The organism is Embleya sp. NBC_00896 (assembly GCF_045207785.1).
In the GTDB taxonomy this organism is placed as follows: domain Bacteria; phylum Actinomycetota; class Actinomycetes; order Streptomycetales; family Streptomycetaceae; genus Embleya.
On the sequence record NZ_CP108776.1, the window covers coordinates 7,052,577 to 7,068,337 of the forward strand.

At 71.7% G+C, this 15,761-nt stretch carries 18 protein-coding genes; 9 read left to right on the forward strand and 9 right to left on the reverse strand.

What is annotated here, in order from left to right; all coding sequences use genetic code 11:
* Positions 1–159 precede the first annotated feature (159 nt).
* The gene (locus OG928_RS31445) at positions 160–846 is read left to right on the forward strand and encodes a LuxR C-terminal-related transcriptional regulator (protein ID WP_406290072.1); all 687 of its coding nucleotides are present in this window, start codon (positions 160–162) and stop codon (positions 844–846) included.
* A 114-nt stretch (positions 847–960) separates the two neighbouring features.
* On the opposite strand, the gene OG928_RS31450 is transcribed toward OG928_RS31445, so the two are convergent.
* Positions 961–1,164: a hypothetical protein gene (locus OG928_RS31450; RefSeq protein WP_406290073.1), complete on the reverse strand. Its 204-nt coding sequence runs from the start codon at positions 1,162–1,164 to the stop codon at positions 961–963.
* Positions 1,165–1,710: 546 nt separating this feature from the next.
* Between OG928_RS31450 and OG928_RS31455 the strand changes: the two genes are divergently transcribed.
* Positions 1,711–3,138, forward strand: a complete 1,428-nt coding sequence (locus OG928_RS31455; protein ID WP_406290075.1) for a hemolysin family protein — start codon at positions 1,711–1,713, stop codon at positions 3,136–3,138.
* Positions 3,135–4,202: a CNNM domain-containing protein gene (locus OG928_RS31460; RefSeq protein ID WP_406290077.1), complete on the forward strand. Its 1,068-nt coding sequence runs from the start codon at positions 3,135–3,137 to the stop codon at positions 4,200–4,202. The genes OG928_RS31455 and OG928_RS31460 overlap by 4 nt, the downstream gene beginning before the upstream one ends.
* A 129-nt stretch (positions 4,203–4,331) precedes the next feature.
* Here the strand turns inward: OG928_RS31460 and OG928_RS31465 are convergent, their stop codons facing one another.
* Entirely contained in the window at positions 4,332–5,474 is a 1,143-nt protein-coding gene (locus tag OG928_RS31465) for an epoxide hydrolase family protein (RefSeq protein WP_406290079.1), read from the reverse strand.
* Between the two features lie 33 nt (positions 5,475–5,507).
* Positions 5,508–5,801, reverse strand: a complete 294-nt coding sequence (locus tag OG928_RS31470) for a hypothetical protein (RefSeq protein WP_406290081.1) — start codon at positions 5,799–5,801, stop codon at positions 5,508–5,510.
* 210 nt (positions 5,802–6,011) lie between these two features.
* Between OG928_RS31470 and OG928_RS31475 the strand changes: the two genes are divergently transcribed.
* The 4 genes from OG928_RS31475 (at position 6,012) to OG928_RS31490 (ending at position 9,591) form a co-directional block, all read left to right on the forward strand.
* Positions 6,012–6,623 (forward strand): hypothetical protein, encoded by a 612-nt coding sequence (locus OG928_RS31475; RefSeq protein WP_406290083.1) that lies wholly within the window; start codon positions 6,012–6,014, stop codon positions 6,621–6,623.
* 83 nt (positions 6,624–6,706) lie between these two features.
* Positions 6,707–7,228, forward strand: a complete 522-nt coding sequence (locus OG928_RS31480; protein ID WP_406290086.1) for a pyridoxamine 5'-phosphate oxidase family protein — start codon at positions 6,707–6,709, stop codon at positions 7,226–7,228.
* A 110-nt stretch (positions 7,229–7,338) separates the two neighbouring features.
* On the forward strand, positions 7,339–7,896 hold the full coding sequence (locus OG928_RS31485; protein ID WP_406290087.1) for a TetR/AcrR family transcriptional regulator: 558 nt from the start codon (positions 7,339–7,341) through the stop codon (positions 7,894–7,896).
* Between the two features lie 129 nt (positions 7,897–8,025).
* On the forward strand, positions 8,026–9,591 hold the full coding sequence (locus OG928_RS31490; protein WP_406290089.1) for an MFS transporter: 1,566 nt from the start codon (positions 8,026–8,028) through the stop codon (positions 9,589–9,591).
* Between the two features lie 96 nt (positions 9,592–9,687).
* Here the strand turns inward: OG928_RS31490 and OG928_RS31495 are convergent, their stop codons facing one another.
* Positions 9,688–10,164, reverse strand: a complete 477-nt coding sequence (locus tag OG928_RS31495) for a GNAT family N-acetyltransferase (RefSeq protein WP_406290091.1) — start codon at positions 10,162–10,164, stop codon at positions 9,688–9,690.
* A gap of 134 nt (positions 10,165–10,298) precedes the next feature.
* Here OG928_RS31495 and OG928_RS31500 point away from each other — a divergent pair, with 134 nt between their 5' ends.
* On the forward strand, positions 10,299–11,141 hold the full coding sequence (locus OG928_RS31500) for a metallophosphoesterase (protein ID WP_406290093.1): 843 nt from the start codon (positions 10,299–10,301) through the stop codon (positions 11,139–11,141).
* A gap of 25 nt (positions 11,142–11,166) precedes the next feature.
* Here the strand turns inward: OG928_RS31500 and OG928_RS31505 are convergent, their stop codons facing one another.
* Both OG928_RS31505 and OG928_RS31510 read right to left on the reverse strand, forming a co-directional pair.
* Positions 11,167–11,598, reverse strand: a complete 432-nt coding sequence (locus OG928_RS31505; RefSeq protein WP_406290095.1) for a VOC family protein — start codon at positions 11,596–11,598, stop codon at positions 11,167–11,169.
* An 87-nt stretch (positions 11,599–11,685) separates the two neighbouring features.
* Positions 11,686–12,549: a helix-turn-helix domain-containing protein gene (locus tag OG928_RS31510; protein WP_406290097.1), complete on the reverse strand. Its 864-nt coding sequence runs from the start codon at positions 12,547–12,549 to the stop codon at positions 11,686–11,688.
* A 51-nt stretch (positions 12,550–12,600) separates the two neighbouring features.
* On the opposite strand from OG928_RS31510, the gene OG928_RS31515 reads away from it, so the two are divergent.
* The gene (locus OG928_RS31515; RefSeq protein ID WP_406290099.1) at positions 12,601–13,053 is read left to right on the forward strand and encodes an RpiB/LacA/LacB family sugar-phosphate isomerase; all 453 of its coding nucleotides are present in this window, start codon (positions 12,601–12,603) and stop codon (positions 13,051–13,053) included.
* Between the two features lie 11 nt (positions 13,054–13,064).
* Here OG928_RS31515 and OG928_RS31520 read toward each other — a convergent pair whose 3' ends face one another.
* The 3 genes from OG928_RS31520 to OG928_RS31530 all read right to left on the reverse strand — a co-directional run bounded on the left by OG928_RS31520 (position 13,065) and on the right by OG928_RS31530 (position 15,760).
* Positions 13,065–13,769 carry an HAD family hydrolase gene (locus tag OG928_RS31520; RefSeq protein ID WP_406291316.1) on the reverse strand — a complete coding sequence of 235 codons (705 nt, stop codon included), beginning with the start codon at positions 13,767–13,769 and terminating at the stop codon, positions 13,065–13,067.
* Positions 13,770–13,908: 139 nt separating this feature from the next.
* Positions 13,909–14,574 (reverse strand): response regulator, encoded by a 666-nt coding sequence (locus OG928_RS31525; protein ID WP_406290102.1) that lies wholly within the window; start codon positions 14,572–14,574, stop codon positions 13,909–13,911.
* Position 14,575: 1 nt separating this feature from the next.
* Positions 14,576–15,760, reverse strand: coding sequence for a sensor histidine kinase (locus OG928_RS31530; RefSeq protein ID WP_406290104.1), 1,185 nt, complete (start codon positions 15,758–15,760; stop codon positions 14,576–14,578).
* Position 15,761 lies beyond the last annotated feature (1 nt).

The following is a 15,761-nucleotide window of genomic DNA, read 5'->3' on the forward strand; positions in this document are numbered from 1 at the left end:
GATCGGTCGCCGGCCCGGTCCGCCGGACACCCCCTTGGTCCGCCGGCGCGGCTGTGGAAAGCTCACGTTGTCGATCGTCGTCCGCCGCGCGTGTACGTCCGCGCGTTCGGCGATCGAGACGGTACGCGGAACTGTTCGACTCGGGGAGTCCTTCACCACATGAGCCAGCCACATCCCGGCCCGGGCACCGGAGACCTTCGGGTCGTCCTGGCCGAGGACCTCGCCCTGCTTCGGGACGGGCTCGTCCGCCTGCTCCAGGCGCACGGCTTCCAGATCGTCGCGGCCGTCGACAACGGGCCCGAACTGCTCAAGGCCCTGGTGGAGCAGAAGCCGGACGTCGCGGTCGTCGACGTGCGGCTGCCGCCGACCTTCACCGACGAGGGGCTCCAGGCCGCCCTGGAGGCCCGTCGGCGGGTGCCGGGGCTGCCGATCCTGGTGCTGTCGCAGTACGTCGAGCAGTTGTACGCGCGCGAGCTGCTCGCGGACGGCACCGGCGCGGTCGGCTATCTGCTCAAGGACCGGGTGTTCAACACGGACGAGTTCGTGGACGCGGTCCGCCGGGTCGCGTCGGGGGGTACCGCGATGGACCCCGAGGTGATCTCGAAACTGCTCGCGCGCAACGTGCGGGACAAGCCGCTCGCCCAGTTGACCCCGCGCGAGCGCGAGGTGCTGGAGCTGATGGCCGAGGGGTGTTCGAACGCGGCGATCGCGGGGCGCCTGTTCGTGTCGGAGGGCGCGGTCAGCAAGCACACCACGAACATCTTCGCGAAGTTGTCGATCGACACCTCGGACGAGACGAACCGACGCGTCCTCGCGGTGCTGGCCTATCTCAACGGGACCAATTGATCTAAAACCGACACCGTCGCCCAAATCGAAACGGTTGTCGGGAGCGAACGAGCCCGGTTCGGCCGAAGCCGTTCGAGTCGCGCCCGCCGCATCCCGCCGGCGGGTGCCCGGGTCTCACGAGCCGGACGTGAGGCGCAGGAGCCGGTCCCGTTCCTCCTCGACGATGCGTTGCGCCCGGAGCACCACGGCCTCCGGAACGCCGTCGGGCAGCTCGCCCGAGTCTCGGAATCGGCGTAGATCGCGCGGACGAACGCCGGTGATGTCGTAGGCCTTCAACGCGGCGAGCGACACGGCGTAGTCGTCGAGTGTGCGAGGCATGATCTCCTTCTCGCGCGCTGGGAGGTCCGGTGCGAGGACCTCGGGCGAGCCGGCGTCGGCCGGATCAGGGCTGCTGTCGTACACGCTGCCCCCGTCTGATGTTGTCAACGTCATTGCGGCGGTGCGAGTTCCGGTACCAATCTTCCGGACGGGAACGCGCGGGTCGCTCCCCCGTACGGATGAACTTGCCGTCGACCTCGGCGGGAGACGGATGTCGGCGCTACTCCGTTCGCCACAGTGCGCGGGTCGCGCGCCCTCGACGAACCCCTCATCACCTCACGGTGTTCGAGGACGCACAGATTGTCATGACGCGGGGTCGAAAGCCAAGCATCTTTTGATACTGGTTCGAATTCGACCGCCCGGGCGTGTGTCCGCGCCCGGGCCCGGGGAACAATCGCGCGCGATGGTACGTTCGCCACCGTAAGTGTTTGACCCCGAATTGCCCGTTGAGCAAGGAGCGTGCGTGTCCGCCCAAGAGACGGACCCCCCTAGTACCGGTCCCTCCCGAGACTGTGATCGAAGCCGCGATGTCCGGGAGGCGGTCTCATGACCGCGGCTCTAGGCATAGCCGCGATCGTCGTCTTGACTCTCGGCACCGGTTTCTTCGTCGCGCAGGAGTTCGCCTACGTGGCGGCCGACCGCAGTCTGTTGCGTCGCCGTGCGGAATCCGGCGACAAGGCCGCGGCTCGCGCGATGACCGTGATGGGGCGGTTGTCGTTCATGCTGTCCGGCGCCCAACTGGGCATCACCGTGACGGCCCTGTTGGTCGGCTTCATCGCCGAACCCGCGCTCGCCGCGGTGATCTCCCCCGTCCTGGACGGCGTCGGAGTCCCGGACGGCGCGGTCCCCGTGATCTCCCTGATCCTCGGCTTCGCCGTGGCCACCGCGATCCAGATGGTCCTGGGCGAGCTGGTCCCCAAGAACTGGGGTATCGCCGAGCCCGAGCGGGTCGCCGTCCTGCTCGGCCGCCCCACGCTGGTGTACCTCAAGGTCTTCGGACCGCTGATCCGCCTGTTCGACACGCTGGCCAACCGCATCGTGCGCGCGATCGGCATCGAGCCGGTCGAGGAACTGCACGGCGGCGCGACCACCGAGGAACTCGCGCACATCGTCGACGAGGCCGGCCGCGACGGCGACCTCGACCCCGGCCTGTCCGGGATCCTGCGCCGCGCGATCGCGTTCGGCGACCTGAGCGTGGACCAGGTGATGGTGCCGCGTCCGGACGTGGTCCGGGTCCGCGCCGAGACCACCGCCGCCGAACTGATCGAGCTGGTCGCCGAGCGCGGCCACTCGCACTACCCGGTCGTCGGCGAGCGGGTGGACGACGTGCTGGGCGTCGTGGGCGTGGCCGACCTCCTGGAGGTTCGCCCCGAGGACGCCGCGCACGTCACCGCCGGTTCGATCGCCCGACCCGCGCTGCTGATCCCCGACACCGCGGGGCTCGCCTCCCTCCTGGAACAGCTCCGGGCGGCGAGCGAGGAGTTCGCGGTGGTCCTGGACGAGCACGGCGGACTCGCCGGCATCGTGACGTACGAGGACGTGGCCGAGGAACTGGTCGGCGAGATCGCCGACGAGAGCGACCGCGAGGACCCCGTCGACACCGAGCCCTCGGACGGCTGGTGGCGCCTGGACGCGGGGCTGCGCGTGGACGAGGCCGAGCGGATCGTCGGCGCCGAGCTGCCCGACGGCCCCTACGACACCCTCGGCGGCCTGGTCATCGCGGCCCTGGGCCGGCTGCCCGAGGTGGGTGACCGGATCAAGGCCCCCGACCCCGACGAGATCCGCGCCGGACGCGCGGCCGACGAGGACGACGAGCCGATCCGATACACCGAGATCGAGGTCCTGGAAGTCGAGCGGCACGTGCCCTCGCTGGTCCGGATCCGCGTGCTCACCTCCCGGCCGCCGATGGCCCGGGACGATACCGAATGGGGCGCCGTCCAGCGCTCCGCACGCAACACAGAGGTGACGGCATGACCACGACCCTGGCCGCCGGCGGCGGTCTGGGATCGCTCGAGCTTGGCCTGTGGCCGGCTCTGGCCGTCACCATCGCGCTGCTCGTGGGCAACGCGTTCTTCGTGGCCGCCGAGTTCGCGATGGTGGCCGCGCGCCGCCACCGCCTCGAGGCGCTGGTCGCCGAGCGCAAGCGCGGCGCCAGGTCCGCGCTCGCCGGCGTGCGCGAGCTGTCGCTGATGCTCGCCGGGGCCCAGCTGGGCATCACGATGTGTTCGCTGGGCCTGGGCATCGTGTCCGAGCCGGCGTTCGCGGCGATGCTCGACCCGCTGTTCGACGCGGTCGGCATGCCGACCGCCGCCGGGCACGCGGTGGCGTTCGCGGTCGCGCTGGTCGTGGTCGTGATCCTGCACATGGTGCTGGGCGAGATGGCCCCGAAGTCGTGGGCGATCGCGGGCCCGGAGAAGGTCGCGGTCGTCCTCGCGCCGTCCTTCCGCGGCTACACCCGCGTGGTCAGGCCGCTGCTGCTCGCGATGAACGGCGTCAGCAACGCGATCCTGCGGCTCGCGAAGGTCGACCCGAAGGACGAGCTGTCGCACCCCAAGGACGCCGAGGGGCTGCGCCGCCTGGTCGGCGAGTCCCGCCGGCTCGGCCTGATCGACAGCTCGTCGCACGACGTGCTCGCGGGCACCCTGCGCACGCACACCGAGCCGCTCGCGCGCCTGGTCGTGCCGACCGCGGAGATCGACTCGGTGCCCGCCTCGGCGGGCCCCGACGAGATCGTCGCGGTGTCGCGCCGCAACGGCCGCAACCGGCTGCTCGTGCGCGACGCGGAGGGCACGCTCTTCGGTGTCGTGCACATCCGCAAGGTGCTCACGTCGCGCACCGAGACCTCGGGCAACACGGCCGGGGATCTGGCCACCCCGGTGCTGACCCTCGGCGTGGACACGCCGATCCAGCGCGCGGTGGCCGCCCTACAGGAACGCCGCGCCTCGCTCGCCCTGGTCCGCGCCGCCGACGGCACGCTTCTGGGCCTGGTCGGCCTCGACGACCTCCTGGGCAGCGTCCTGGGGGCGCGCGCCGCGTAGGGCATCCCCGCCGGCCGGGCCCGCCGACCCGAAGCACCCCGAGGACCCCGCTCCGACGATCGTGTCGGGGCGGGGTCCTCGGCGTCGCGGCGGCGGACGCGCTGGCGGGGTCGTCGCGGTGTACCGGGGTCAGCGCACCAGGCGGAAGAAGCGGCGGACCTCCTCGACGAAGACCGCGGGCTGTTCGAAGGCGGCGAAGTGGCCGCCGCGGTCGAGTTCGTTCCAGTAGCGCAGGTCGGTGAAGCGGTTCGCGGCCCAGCGGCGGGAGGAGCGGATGATGTCGTGCGGGAAGATCGAGCAGCCGGTCGGCGCGCCGACCTCGGACAGGTCGGGGTCGCGGTAGCTCTCCCAGTACAGCCGGGCCGAGGACGTGGCGGTGCCGGTGAGCCAGTACAGCATCACGTTGTCGAGCATGTGATCACGCGGCAGCGCGTTCTCGGGATGGCCGTCGCAGTCGGTCCACTCCTGGAACTTCTCGACGATCCACGCGAGTTGCCCGACGGGGGAGTCGGTCAGGGCGTAGCCGAGGGTCTGCGGTCGGGTGGACTGGATCTTGCTGTAGCCGGTGCCCCACTCGCCGTGCGTGCCGAGGTCGGCGAGCGCCTTCTGCTCCTGCGGCGTCAGGTCCTTCAGGCTCTCGGCGTCCGGCATCGCGACCGGCATGTTCATGTGGATGCCGGCGACGTGCCCGGGGTCCTGGCGGCCGATCGACGCGGTGACCATCGCGCCCCAGTCGCCGCCCTGCGCGCCGTAGCGGTGGTAGCCCAGGTCGGCCATCAGGGCGGCCCAGGCCCGCGCGATCCGGTCGATGCCCCATCCGGTCTCGGCCGGCCGGTCGCTGAAGCCGTACCCGGGCAGCGAGGGCAGCACCACGTGGAACGCGTCGCCGGCGTCGCCGCCGTGCGCGGTGGGATCGGTCAACGGCCCGATCACGTCCAGGAATTCGACGATCGAGCCGGGCCAGCCGTGGGTGAGGATCAGCGGCAGCGCGCCCTCGTGCGGCGAGCGCGCGTGCAGGAAGTGGATGCCGAGGCAGTCGAGTTCCGCCTTGAAGTGCTCGTGGGCGTTCAGCCGGGCCTCGGTCTTGCGCCAGTCGTACGTGGTGCGCCAGTGCTCGGCCAGCTCACGCGTGTAGGCCAGCGGCATGCCCTGCGACCAGTCGGCCACCGGCTCGGCCTCGGGCCAGCGGGTGCGCGCCAGGCGCTCCTTGAGGTCCACGAGGTCGGCCTCGGGTATGTCGATCCGGAACGGCGTGATGGGAGAGGAGGGCATCGGGTCGTAACTCCATCCGCGACGACGATCGGGTCACGGAGACGACTGCGGTCCACGCCCGTCGTCGATGATCGGGGCGACCGGATCGGGGCTCTTGTCGTGCGTCTCCAGGTTGGTACTCAACCCGATCACCAGCGCCGCGCACCAGAGCGCCGCCGCCACGGAGAGAACAAGTTTCATCGTCGGGGCCCACCGGGTGACCATCCACGTCAGCGCGATCCCGATCGGCGGCAGGAGCACGAGCAGGATCAGGATCCATCGTTGCTTGACGAACCACGGACGGTTCTTGTTGTCGATGTGCCGCTGCCGGCGGCTCGTGCGGGTCACTGGATCCGGCCCCCTCGGAACACCCGGCGGAACGCCCGCGGGTGGGTCGCCCGATGTCTGCCCGGCGAAGCGGAAGTCAGTCCTGCCGGGGCCGCGCCGGCGGGGGTGCTCCGTATGGGTGAAGTCCGTGCGTGAATCGCCGGTCGGCTTTCGTCGGGGCGGTCGGGGCGCCAGGTTGGTGGCCCCGTACCGATCCTGGAAGGTCACCTGATGAACCGTCACATCCGCGGGGGCGTCGGCGTCGCCGCCGCGTTCCTGGCCGCCTGCACGCTCGCCGCCGGCGCGCCCGTGTCCGCCGACGCCGACACCCCGCTGCCGCACCCCGTGGCCGCGTCCGGGGCCGAACTGCCGCCGTGGCCGGTGCCCGCGGACACCGCGCAGCGGGCCGCCGACGCGGGGTTGAACCTGGACACGATGGAGGGAGCGAAGCAGCACTTCCACGTCCACCTGGACATCTTCGTCGGCCTCGAACGGGTCGACGTCGCGCCCGATCTGGGCATCGACAAGAAGACCGGGCTGATGGCGGACCTGCACACCCACGACAGCAGCGGGGTGCTGCACGTGGAGAGCCACGACCCGAACGCCCGGTTCGTGCTGGGCCAGTTGTTCGCGATGTGGAACGTCCGGTTCGACGAGACCCACCTCGGCGGGCTCACCCCGGACGCCACGCACACGCTCCGCACCTACCTCAACGGCGGACTCGTCAGCGGCGATCCGGCCATGATCGAGCTGCGCGAACACGACCAGATCTCGGTGATGTACCAGGACAACAAGCTGCGGGTCACGCCGCCGGCCTCGTACGACTTCCCCCCGGACCTTTAGGGGTAAGCGAGTTCACGACACTATGGGGGGAGGCCGGACCGTCACGGGTGCCGGGCCGTCGCGACGAGACAGGGGTTGCCGCCTTGACCGATCTGGAAACCGCTGCCCCCGCCTTCGTCGCCATGGCCCACTCCATCGTGTGGGCCTCGATAGCCACCGTGGACAGCGCGGGCCGGCCGCGGACCCGGATCCTGCACCCCTTTTGGGTGTGGGAGCACGGCACGCTGACGGGATGGGTGGCCACCGTGCCGACCCCGACCAAGCGCGCGCACATCGCCCGCAATCCGTTCGTGTCGTGCAACTACTGGACGCCCAACCACAACACGTGCGCCGCCGAGTGCCGCGCGGACCTGCTCTTCGAGGAGGAGATCCGGGAACGGGTGTGGAACCTGTTCCGGGACACTCCCGAGCCGCTCGGCTACGACCCGGCCGGGATCGGCGTGCCCGGGTGGGAGAAGCCCATGTCACCGGGTTTCGCGGTGATGCGCCTGGTGCCGTGGCGGCTGCGGGTGTTCCCGGGCACGACGCTCAAGACCGGGGACGGCGGCGCGGTCCTGACCTGGCAGGAACCCCGGCCGGAGCTGACCCCACAGGGCGCCGGATGAATCCGTACCGGACGAATCCACGCCGCGGATCCACGCCGCGGATCCATGCCGGATGAATCCGCTCTGTAAATTCTGAGACAAAGATGTCTCATCTGGGCTAGAGTCGATCCATGCCCACCGACCACGAGCATGTGCTGCGTGCCGCCGTCACCCTGCTGCTCCGGCGGCCCGCGTCGTCCATGGACGAGATCGCGCGTGCCGCCGGGATCAGCCGGGCCACGCTGCACCGGATGTACCCCGGCCGCCCCGCGCTGATCACCGCGCTCGGGGCGCAGGCGACCGAGCAGTTGGGCCGCGCGATCGACGCGGCCGACCTCGACGCCGTGACCGACGACGTGCCCGCCGTGCTGCGCGGTCTGGTCGACCGGCTGATGCCGGTCGCCGAATACCTGGCGTTCCTGTACGGCGAGAGCTCGCTCGTCGGCGACCCGGACCTGGAACAGGCCTGGAGCGTGATGGACGAGCAGGTGGCCGCCGTGGTCCGGCGCGGACAGGAGAACGGCTCGATGCGGGTCGATCTCACCGCGCAGTGGGTCTCCGAGGCGCTGTTCTCGTTCGTCGCCGCCGCCGGCTGGGGGGTTCACGAGGGCCGGCTCGCCGGCCGGGACGCGGCCCGCTCGGTGGCCGAGATCCTGCTGGGCGGCGCGGCGCGTCGCCCGCACACCTGATCCCGTCCCTTCGGCTCGAATGCCGTCGAGTCCCCTCGAAATCCCTTCGAATCCCTTCGAATCCCTTCGCCTCGAATCCCTCCGGCTCCGACCCTTTCAGCTCGAACTTCCTTGCTTGGACTCCTGATCATGGCCACTAGTACGTCTTCAACCCCTGTTCATACCGGCACCGGCGGCCCCGAAAAGGGCGCGCCGGGCCGTTGGATCGCCCTCGGTGTCCTGACCCTGTCGGTGCTCCTGGTGGCCATCGACGCCACCGTGCTCGGCCTGGCGATCCCGTTCCTCAGTGAGGACCTCGAACCCTCCGGCACCCAGCTGCTGTGGATCGGCGACGTCTACTCGTTCGTCATCGCCGGCCTGCTGGTGACCGCCGGTACGCTCGGCGACCGGATCGGCCGCAAAAAGCTGCTCCTGTGGGGCTCGGCCGCCTTCGGCGCGCTGTCCGTGCTGGCCGCCTACGCCCCCAGCGCCGAGGCGCTGATCGCGGCCCGGGTCGCGATGGGTGTCGCGGGCGCGTCGCTGATGCCGTCCACGCTCGCGATGGTCCGCAACCTCTTTCCCGACGCGCGCGAACGCAGCTTCGCGATCGGCGTGTGGGGCTCGATGTCGATGGCCGGCGCGGCGTTCGGGCCGGTCGTCGGCGGGTTCCTGCTCGAACACTTCTGGTGGGGCTCGGTCTTCCTGATCAACCTGCCGGTGATGGCCGTACTGATCGTGGTCGGCATCAAGATGCTGCCGGAGTCGCGGAACCCGAACCCGGGCCCGTGGGACATGCTCAGCGCGGCCCTGTCGCTGGTCGGCATGATCGCGACCGTGTACGCGGTCAAGGAGGCCGCGACGCACGGCGTGCTGCGCTGGGACGTCTGGGCGGCCGCGGTGGTCGGCGTGGGCGGGCTCGTCTGGTTCGGCCGTCGACAGCTGTCGCTGCCGGTGCCGCTGCTGGACATGCGGCTGTTCCGCAACCGCGCGTTCTCCGGCTCGGTCCTGGCCGATCTGTTGACCGTGCTCGGGATGTCCGGACTGATCTTCTTCCTGTCCCAGTTCCTCCAACTGGTCCAGGGTCGCAGCCCGTTGCAGGCCGGCATGGCCGAGCTGCCCGCCACGATCGGTGCGGTGGTGTCGGGTCTGCTGGCCGGTATGGCCGCGCGCCGACTGACCCCGCGGGTGGTGGTCACCGGCGGACTGACCGCGATAGGGCTGGCGCTCGGCGGGCTGACCGTGCTCTCGCAGGACACGCCGTACCTCTACCTGGGCGGCGTGCTGCTCCTGGTCGGCGTCGGCGCGGGCTTCTCGTTCACGGTCACCGCCGACCTGATCCTGGGCAGCGCGCCCAAGGAGAACGCGGGCGCGGCCTCGGCGGTCTCCGAGACCGCCTACGAACTGGGCGCGGCGCTCGGCATCGCGCTGCTGGGTTCGGTGGTCACGGGTGTGTACCGCGGCCACGTGACGGTGCCCGAAGGGGTGTCGGACGCGGCGGCCTCCAGCGCGCGCGAGTCGCTCGCGGGCGCGGCCGAGGTGGCGGGGGCGGAGCCGGGGCAGCACGCGGTCGAGCTCACCCACTCGGCGAACGAGGCGTTTCTGGAGGGGCTGCGGATCGCCGCCGGCGCGGGCGCGGTCGTACTCCTCGCAGCGGCGGTCGCGGCGTGGTTCATGCTGCGCGGCGCCCGTACGGCCGGGGGCGACATCGAGCACTGACGCCGGACCCGGCCGCGGGTCACGGCACCGGCGCCCGTACGGCCGGGGGCGACGCCGGGCACTGACGTCGGACCCGGCCGCGGGTCACGGCACCGGTCAGAGGACCTTCGCGAAGCACAGGCTGCTGTCGTAGTCCTTGTAGTGTCCGAACCCGACCACGGGTTCGTAACCGCACGAGCGGTACAGCGCGATCGCCTCGGGCTGCTTGTCGCCGGTCTCCAGGACCAGGCGCAGGCGGCCCGCGGCGCGCGCGCTCTCCTCCAGGTGCGCGAGCATCACCCGGGACAGGCCGCGCCCGCGCGCGTGCGGCACCACGTACATCCGCTTGAGCTCGGCGTCGCCCGCCCGCAGGCTCGGGTCGTCGCCGGCCGCGCCGCGCGCCCGCCAGCCGCCGCTCGCGACGGGGACACCGTCCTCGTAGGCGACGCAGAACAGGCCCTCCGGGGGCAGGAACTCGGCCGGGTCGACAGCGGACTCGTCGGGGTCGCCGTAGCGCTCCACGTACTCCTGCTGCACGTCGGTCACCAGCTTGCGCACGTCGGGGTGGTCGTACCCCAGGGTCTTGATTTCCACGGGAAGACGCTAGCTCGTCTGTTCGGCGCAACCGCGAGCAGGTCCGGCAAAATACTTGACCTTGTCGCGCATCGACGATGGACTGTGCCCCCCGGGTGACACGTGTCGTCCGGCCTGCCCGCAGGAGGATTGCCGTGCGTACCCCGCGCCACACGCTCGTCCAGTTCAGCGACGTCCACGTGGTCCCCGAGGGCGAGCTGTTGCTCGACCGACTGGACACCGCCGAGCAGTTGCGCCAGGCCCTCGCCGCGGTCGAGGCGGCCGACCTTGCGCCAACCGCGCTGCTGTTCACCGGCGACCTCGCGGACACCGGCGACCTCCGGGCGTACCGCCGGCTGCGGGCGCTGGTGGACGAGGCCGCGCCGCGGATCGGCGCGCCCGCGCTGTACGCGATGGGCAACCACGACGACCGCGCGGCGTTTCGCGAGGGGCTGCTGGGCGTACCGGCGTCCACCGACGCGCACGACTTCACGCACACCGCGGGCGACGTGCGGGTGATCATGCTCGACAGCACCACCCCCGGCAGCCACTCCGGCGACCTGACGGAGGATCAGCTGGAGTGGCTGCGCGCCGAGTTGGCCGAACCCGCGGCCGGCGGCACGGTGCTCGGTCTGCACCACCCGCCGATCCCCACGCCGCTGGCCTTCCTGGAGCGGCTCTCGCTCAAGGACCCGGGCCGGCTCGGCCGGGCGATCGCCGGCACGGACGTGCGGATCGTGCTGACCGGCCACAACCACCACGCGACCTGCGGTGTGCTGGCCGGGGTGCCCGTGTGGGCGGCCCCGGCCGTCGCGTACCGCGCCGACGTGTTCCCGCCGGCGGGCACCTATCAGGGGGTCACCGGCGTCGGCTACACGCGGGTGGACCTGTACGAGGACAGCGCCACGGCCACGTTCGTCCCGGTCGGCCCGATCGAGCCGGTGTACGCGTACGAACGGGCCAAGGTGGACCGCTACCTCGCCGCGCACGAGGGCTGACGCGCGCGGCGCGGGGGTGGGTGCCTCAGACCCGCGGGCGGTAGCTGCCGAAGCTCCAGAGGTTGCCCTCGGGGTCGCGCACGGTGTAGCCGCGCCCGCCGTAGTCCTCGTCCTTCGGTGCCAGCACCACGGTCGCGCCGGCGGCTACGGCACGCGCGCAGTGCGCGTCCACGTCGTCGACGATGCCGTACACGGACGAGCCGCCGACCGGCCAACGGAGCTGATCGCCGCAACCCTCGGGGAGGTTGGTGCCGAGCATGATCATGCTGTTGCCGAAGGTCAGCTCCGCGTGTGCGACGGTGTCGTTGTCGCCGGGGACGACCATGACGGACGTCATCCCGAAGGCGTCCTGCAGGAACTTGATCGCGGCGGCGGCGTCGTTGTAGCGCAGCGTCGGCACGAGGTCCGAGACCAGGGCTTTGTCACTCATATTGCTCATGCCACTCGTGTCACTCATTGATTTGCTCCTTGTGCTGGGGTCCTGATTCCAGCTTCCGGCGAGTGACCCCTGGCGGTATTGGATAAACGGGAACGGTCGGGGCGGTCAGCCCTCGAACCCGCCACCCGCCAGGCGCGAGCCCAGATAGACGCTCGGCGTGCAGCCCGCGAGCGCCTTGAAGTCGCGGTTGAAGTGCGCCTGGTCGTAGTAGCCCGCCTCGATCGCGACGTCGGCCCACGACCGGGGCGGGTCCGCGCCGTCGAGCAGCGCGAGCGCGTGTCCGAAACGCAGCACACGGGCCACCGCCTTGGGCGGCAGGCCGACCGTCTCGCGAAAGCGCGCGCCGAGGTGCCGGCGACTCCAGCCGGTCTCGCGGGCGAGTTCGGTGATCCCGATCCGGCCCGCGCCGGCGGCCAGCAGGTCCCAGCAGCGGGTCACCTCGGGCGACGGCTCCGGGCCGCGGTCGAGCCGGTCGAGCAGGATCTCGTCCAGGTAGGCGAAGCGGGCGGCCCAGTGGGGCGCGGACACGAGCCGGTCGGTGAGCTCGCGGACGTCCCAGCCGGGCAGGTCGTCGAGGTGCACGACCCGGTGGCCGAGCTCGCCGAGCGGCAGGCCGAGCAGCCGATAGGCGCCCAGCGGGGTCAGGTCGATCTGGACGCCGGACTGGTAGCCGTCGTGTTCGACGATCGCCGGGCCGTCGTGCAGTCCGGCCACGAACGACGTGGTCGGGCCGGGCGCGTACCCCGGCGCGTGCGGCGACCACACGCGCAGCGGCGCGAATCCGATGATGAGCGTGATCGACGGGGTGGCCACCTCGCGGCGGCGCAGCGGCGCGATCAACTGCTCGTGGTAGCCGCAATAGGGCCCGATCAGTGTGGCCAGGGCCGGGTGTGGCGGCGCGAACACGGTCTCCATCGACCCGAGGGCGGAGGTGTGTCGGGTCACGTGCAGAGTGTCCGTGGGGACCATGCTTTTCAGTCTCACACTCGCCACCGACATTCCCCCGACAAGGAGCGTCCGATGCGTATCGCGATCGCCGCCGATCAGGTCAAGGGTTCGGCCCTCTACCTCGCCGACGAGCTGCGCAAGCGCGGTCACGAGGTGTCGCCGTTCGGCGCCTTCGACCCCGACCACGATCCGCAGTTCGCGGACGACTGGGCGCCGGTGAGCGCGGCCGCGGCGCGCGAGGTGGCGGCGGGGCGGGCGGATCAGGCGATCGTCTGCTGTTGGACTGGTACGGGCGCCTCGATCGCGGCCAACAAGGTCGACGGGGTACGGGCGGCGCTGTGCGGCGACGCGGAGACGGCGGCCGGCGCGCGCCGCTGGAACCACGCCAACGTGCTCGCGCTGAGCCTGCGGCTGACCTCCGGGCCGATGCTGATGGAGATCCTGGACGCGTGGTTCGCGACCGCGCCGAGTCACGAGGCGGCCGACGAGCTCAACGTCGAGTACGTCGCGGACATCCGCGGCTGACCCGACCCGGCTCAGCGGGACCGCATGTGCGTCAGGTAGTCCGGCAGGTCGGCGAAGTGGTCGATCACGCCGATCGCGGCGGGCAACCCGCTCGGCCGTCCGGCCGGGGCGATCAGGACCGCCTGCATGCCGTACACGTGCGGCGCGGTGGCGTCCTTGGCCGGGGTGTTCCCGACGAACATGATCTCCGCGCGCGGGACCCCGCAGGCCCGCTCGACCTCGGCGTAGAAGTCCGGATGCGGCTTGCGCACGCCGATCGCGCAGGACAGCACGATCGCGTCGAAGCACACGTCGATGCCGGCCTCGACCAGGGTGCGCCGACGCACCGACTCGGGCCGCTGGGTGTCGCACGCGAGCACGCACACCAAGTCCTCGCGGGCGCGCAGCCGCAGCAGCGCGTCGGCGGCCCGGCGGATCACCCGCGAATCGGGGACCTCGTCGAAGACGAGCTCGGTGACCGCGTCGGGGTCGGGGATCCGCGCCCCGCACAGCGCGGCGGCCCGGCGGATCTCCTCGGCGAAGGAGGTGTGCGTGTCCCGGACCCGATCGGCCTCGCGGGTGATCCGGTGCACGTGGTCGTAGGCGGCCACGAACGTGTCCGGGACGTCGGTGTCGGGCAGCCGGCGGAGCACCGTCAGGACGATCCGCCCGTCCGGGTTGGGACCGGGCACGGCCAGGGTGTCGCCGAAATCGAGAGCCAGCGCGCTTACGTTCATGATCACGCCGGTCCCCGCGGGCGGGTGGAGCCACACCGGGCGGCCGGAGCGTCCCGGGGGCGCACGACGGAGTCGGCGGACGACGACGGGCCCAGGACGACGACACGCCCTGGCGCGCCCCGGCGGACGCTTTTCGCGGCTACGCGAGTTCGTCCCGCCCCGGGCGGGGCAGGAGGCCGCGTTCGAGGGCGACGACCACCGCGTGCGTGCGGTCGTTGACGTCGAGCTTGGCGAAGACCCGCAGCAGGTGGGTCTTGACCGTCGCCTCCGCGATGACCAACCGCTTGCCGATGTCCACGTTGGACAGACCGTCGGCCACCGCGCCGAGCACGTCGACCTCGCGCGCGGTCAGCACCACCGGGGCGGGCCGCCGCATCCGGGCGACCAGCCGCTCGGCGACTCGCGGGGCCAGCACGGTCTGGCCCCGGGCGGCCGAGCGGATGGCGTCGACGAGCTGGTCGCGCGTGGTGTCCTTGAGCAGGTAGCCGATGGCGCCGGCCTCGACCGCGCGTTCGATCTCGACGTCGGTGTCGTACGTGGTCAGGATGAGCACCCGGGTCCCGGTCGGGCCCGCGACGATCTCGGCGGTGGCGGCCACCCCGTCCAGGACCGGCATGCGTAGATCGATCAGCGCCACATCGGGTGCCAGGCGCTCGACCAGTTCGACGCCCGCGCGGCCGTCGCCCGCCTCGCCGACGATCTCGATGCCGGCCTCGGGAGCCAGCAGGGCGACGACCCCCGCGCGCATCACCGCGTGATCGTCCACCACGACGATCCGGAGCCTGGTTCCCGGTTCATCCCTCATGTCACACCCGACCGTTCGTGGGGACCATGGCGAGCACGCGCGTGCCGTCGCCGATCGAGCTGGTGACGGTGAGCTCGCCGCCGAGTTCGGCCAGGCGCCTGCGCATGCCGTCGAGGCCGAAGCCGCGGGACTCCTCGACCACGAAGCCGCGGCCGTCGTCGGTGATCTCCAGTTCGACGCCGTAGGGGAGCGGCGCCAGGACCACACCCACCGTCGAGGCGCTCGCGTGCTTGCGCACGTTCGCCAGCGACTCCTGAGTGCAGCGCAGGAGCGCGATCCGGGTCTGCTGGTCGCACTCGACGTCCGGCAGCTCCGCGCTGATGGTGAGCCCGGTGTCCTCGGTGAACCGGTCCAGGGTCCGGCGCAGGGTGCGGGCCACCGAGCCGGGGACGACCCCGCTCTGCGGCGCGGAGCCGACGAGCACCCGCGCCTCGGCGAAGTTCTCCCGGGCGGTGTGCTCGATCGAGCGCAACTGCCGCCCGCTCTCCGCCGGATCGGTGTCCAGGCCGGCGCGGGCCGCCTCGGCCAACACGATGATGGACGCGAAGCCCTGGGCCAGGGTGTCGTGGATCTCCCGGGCGAGCCGTTCGCGCTCGTCCGCCGCGCCCTGGCGCTGGTGTGCCTCGGCCAGCCGCAGTTGAGCCTGCTCCAGCTCGACGCCCAGCCGGTGGGCCCGCTCGTGACTCTGCTCGACGACCCGGCGCACCCCGAGCCCGAGCAGGACGCTTGCCACACAACCGACGAGCGTGAAGACGACGTTGCCGGTGAGGAACTCGGCGTGCCGGCCCTGTCCGGCGGCGGCCCCGGCCATCGCGGTCGCGGCGGCCAGACCGCTGAAGGCGATCGCGGTGCGCGGGCGCCCGGCGAAGATCCAGAACTGCGGGAGTGTCGCGATGAACAGCGTCGCGCTCGCGCCGCGCAGGCCGGAGATCACGCCCAGACCCAGGACCAGCACGTACAGGAAGGTGTGCGGGCGCAGCACCGGATTGCGAGGGAACCATTCCACGACCGCGTAGCACAGCGCGAGCACGACCGACAGCGCCGACACCCAGTACTTGGCCGCGCCGGGCTCGTTCAGCCCGCCGATGACCGGCGGGCACAGGCCCAGGAGCACCCACGTGCCGGCGTAGCAGCGGCGCAGCGTTCGGATCCGGGCCCCGTCGTGGGGCTGCGGCCGTTGATTCATG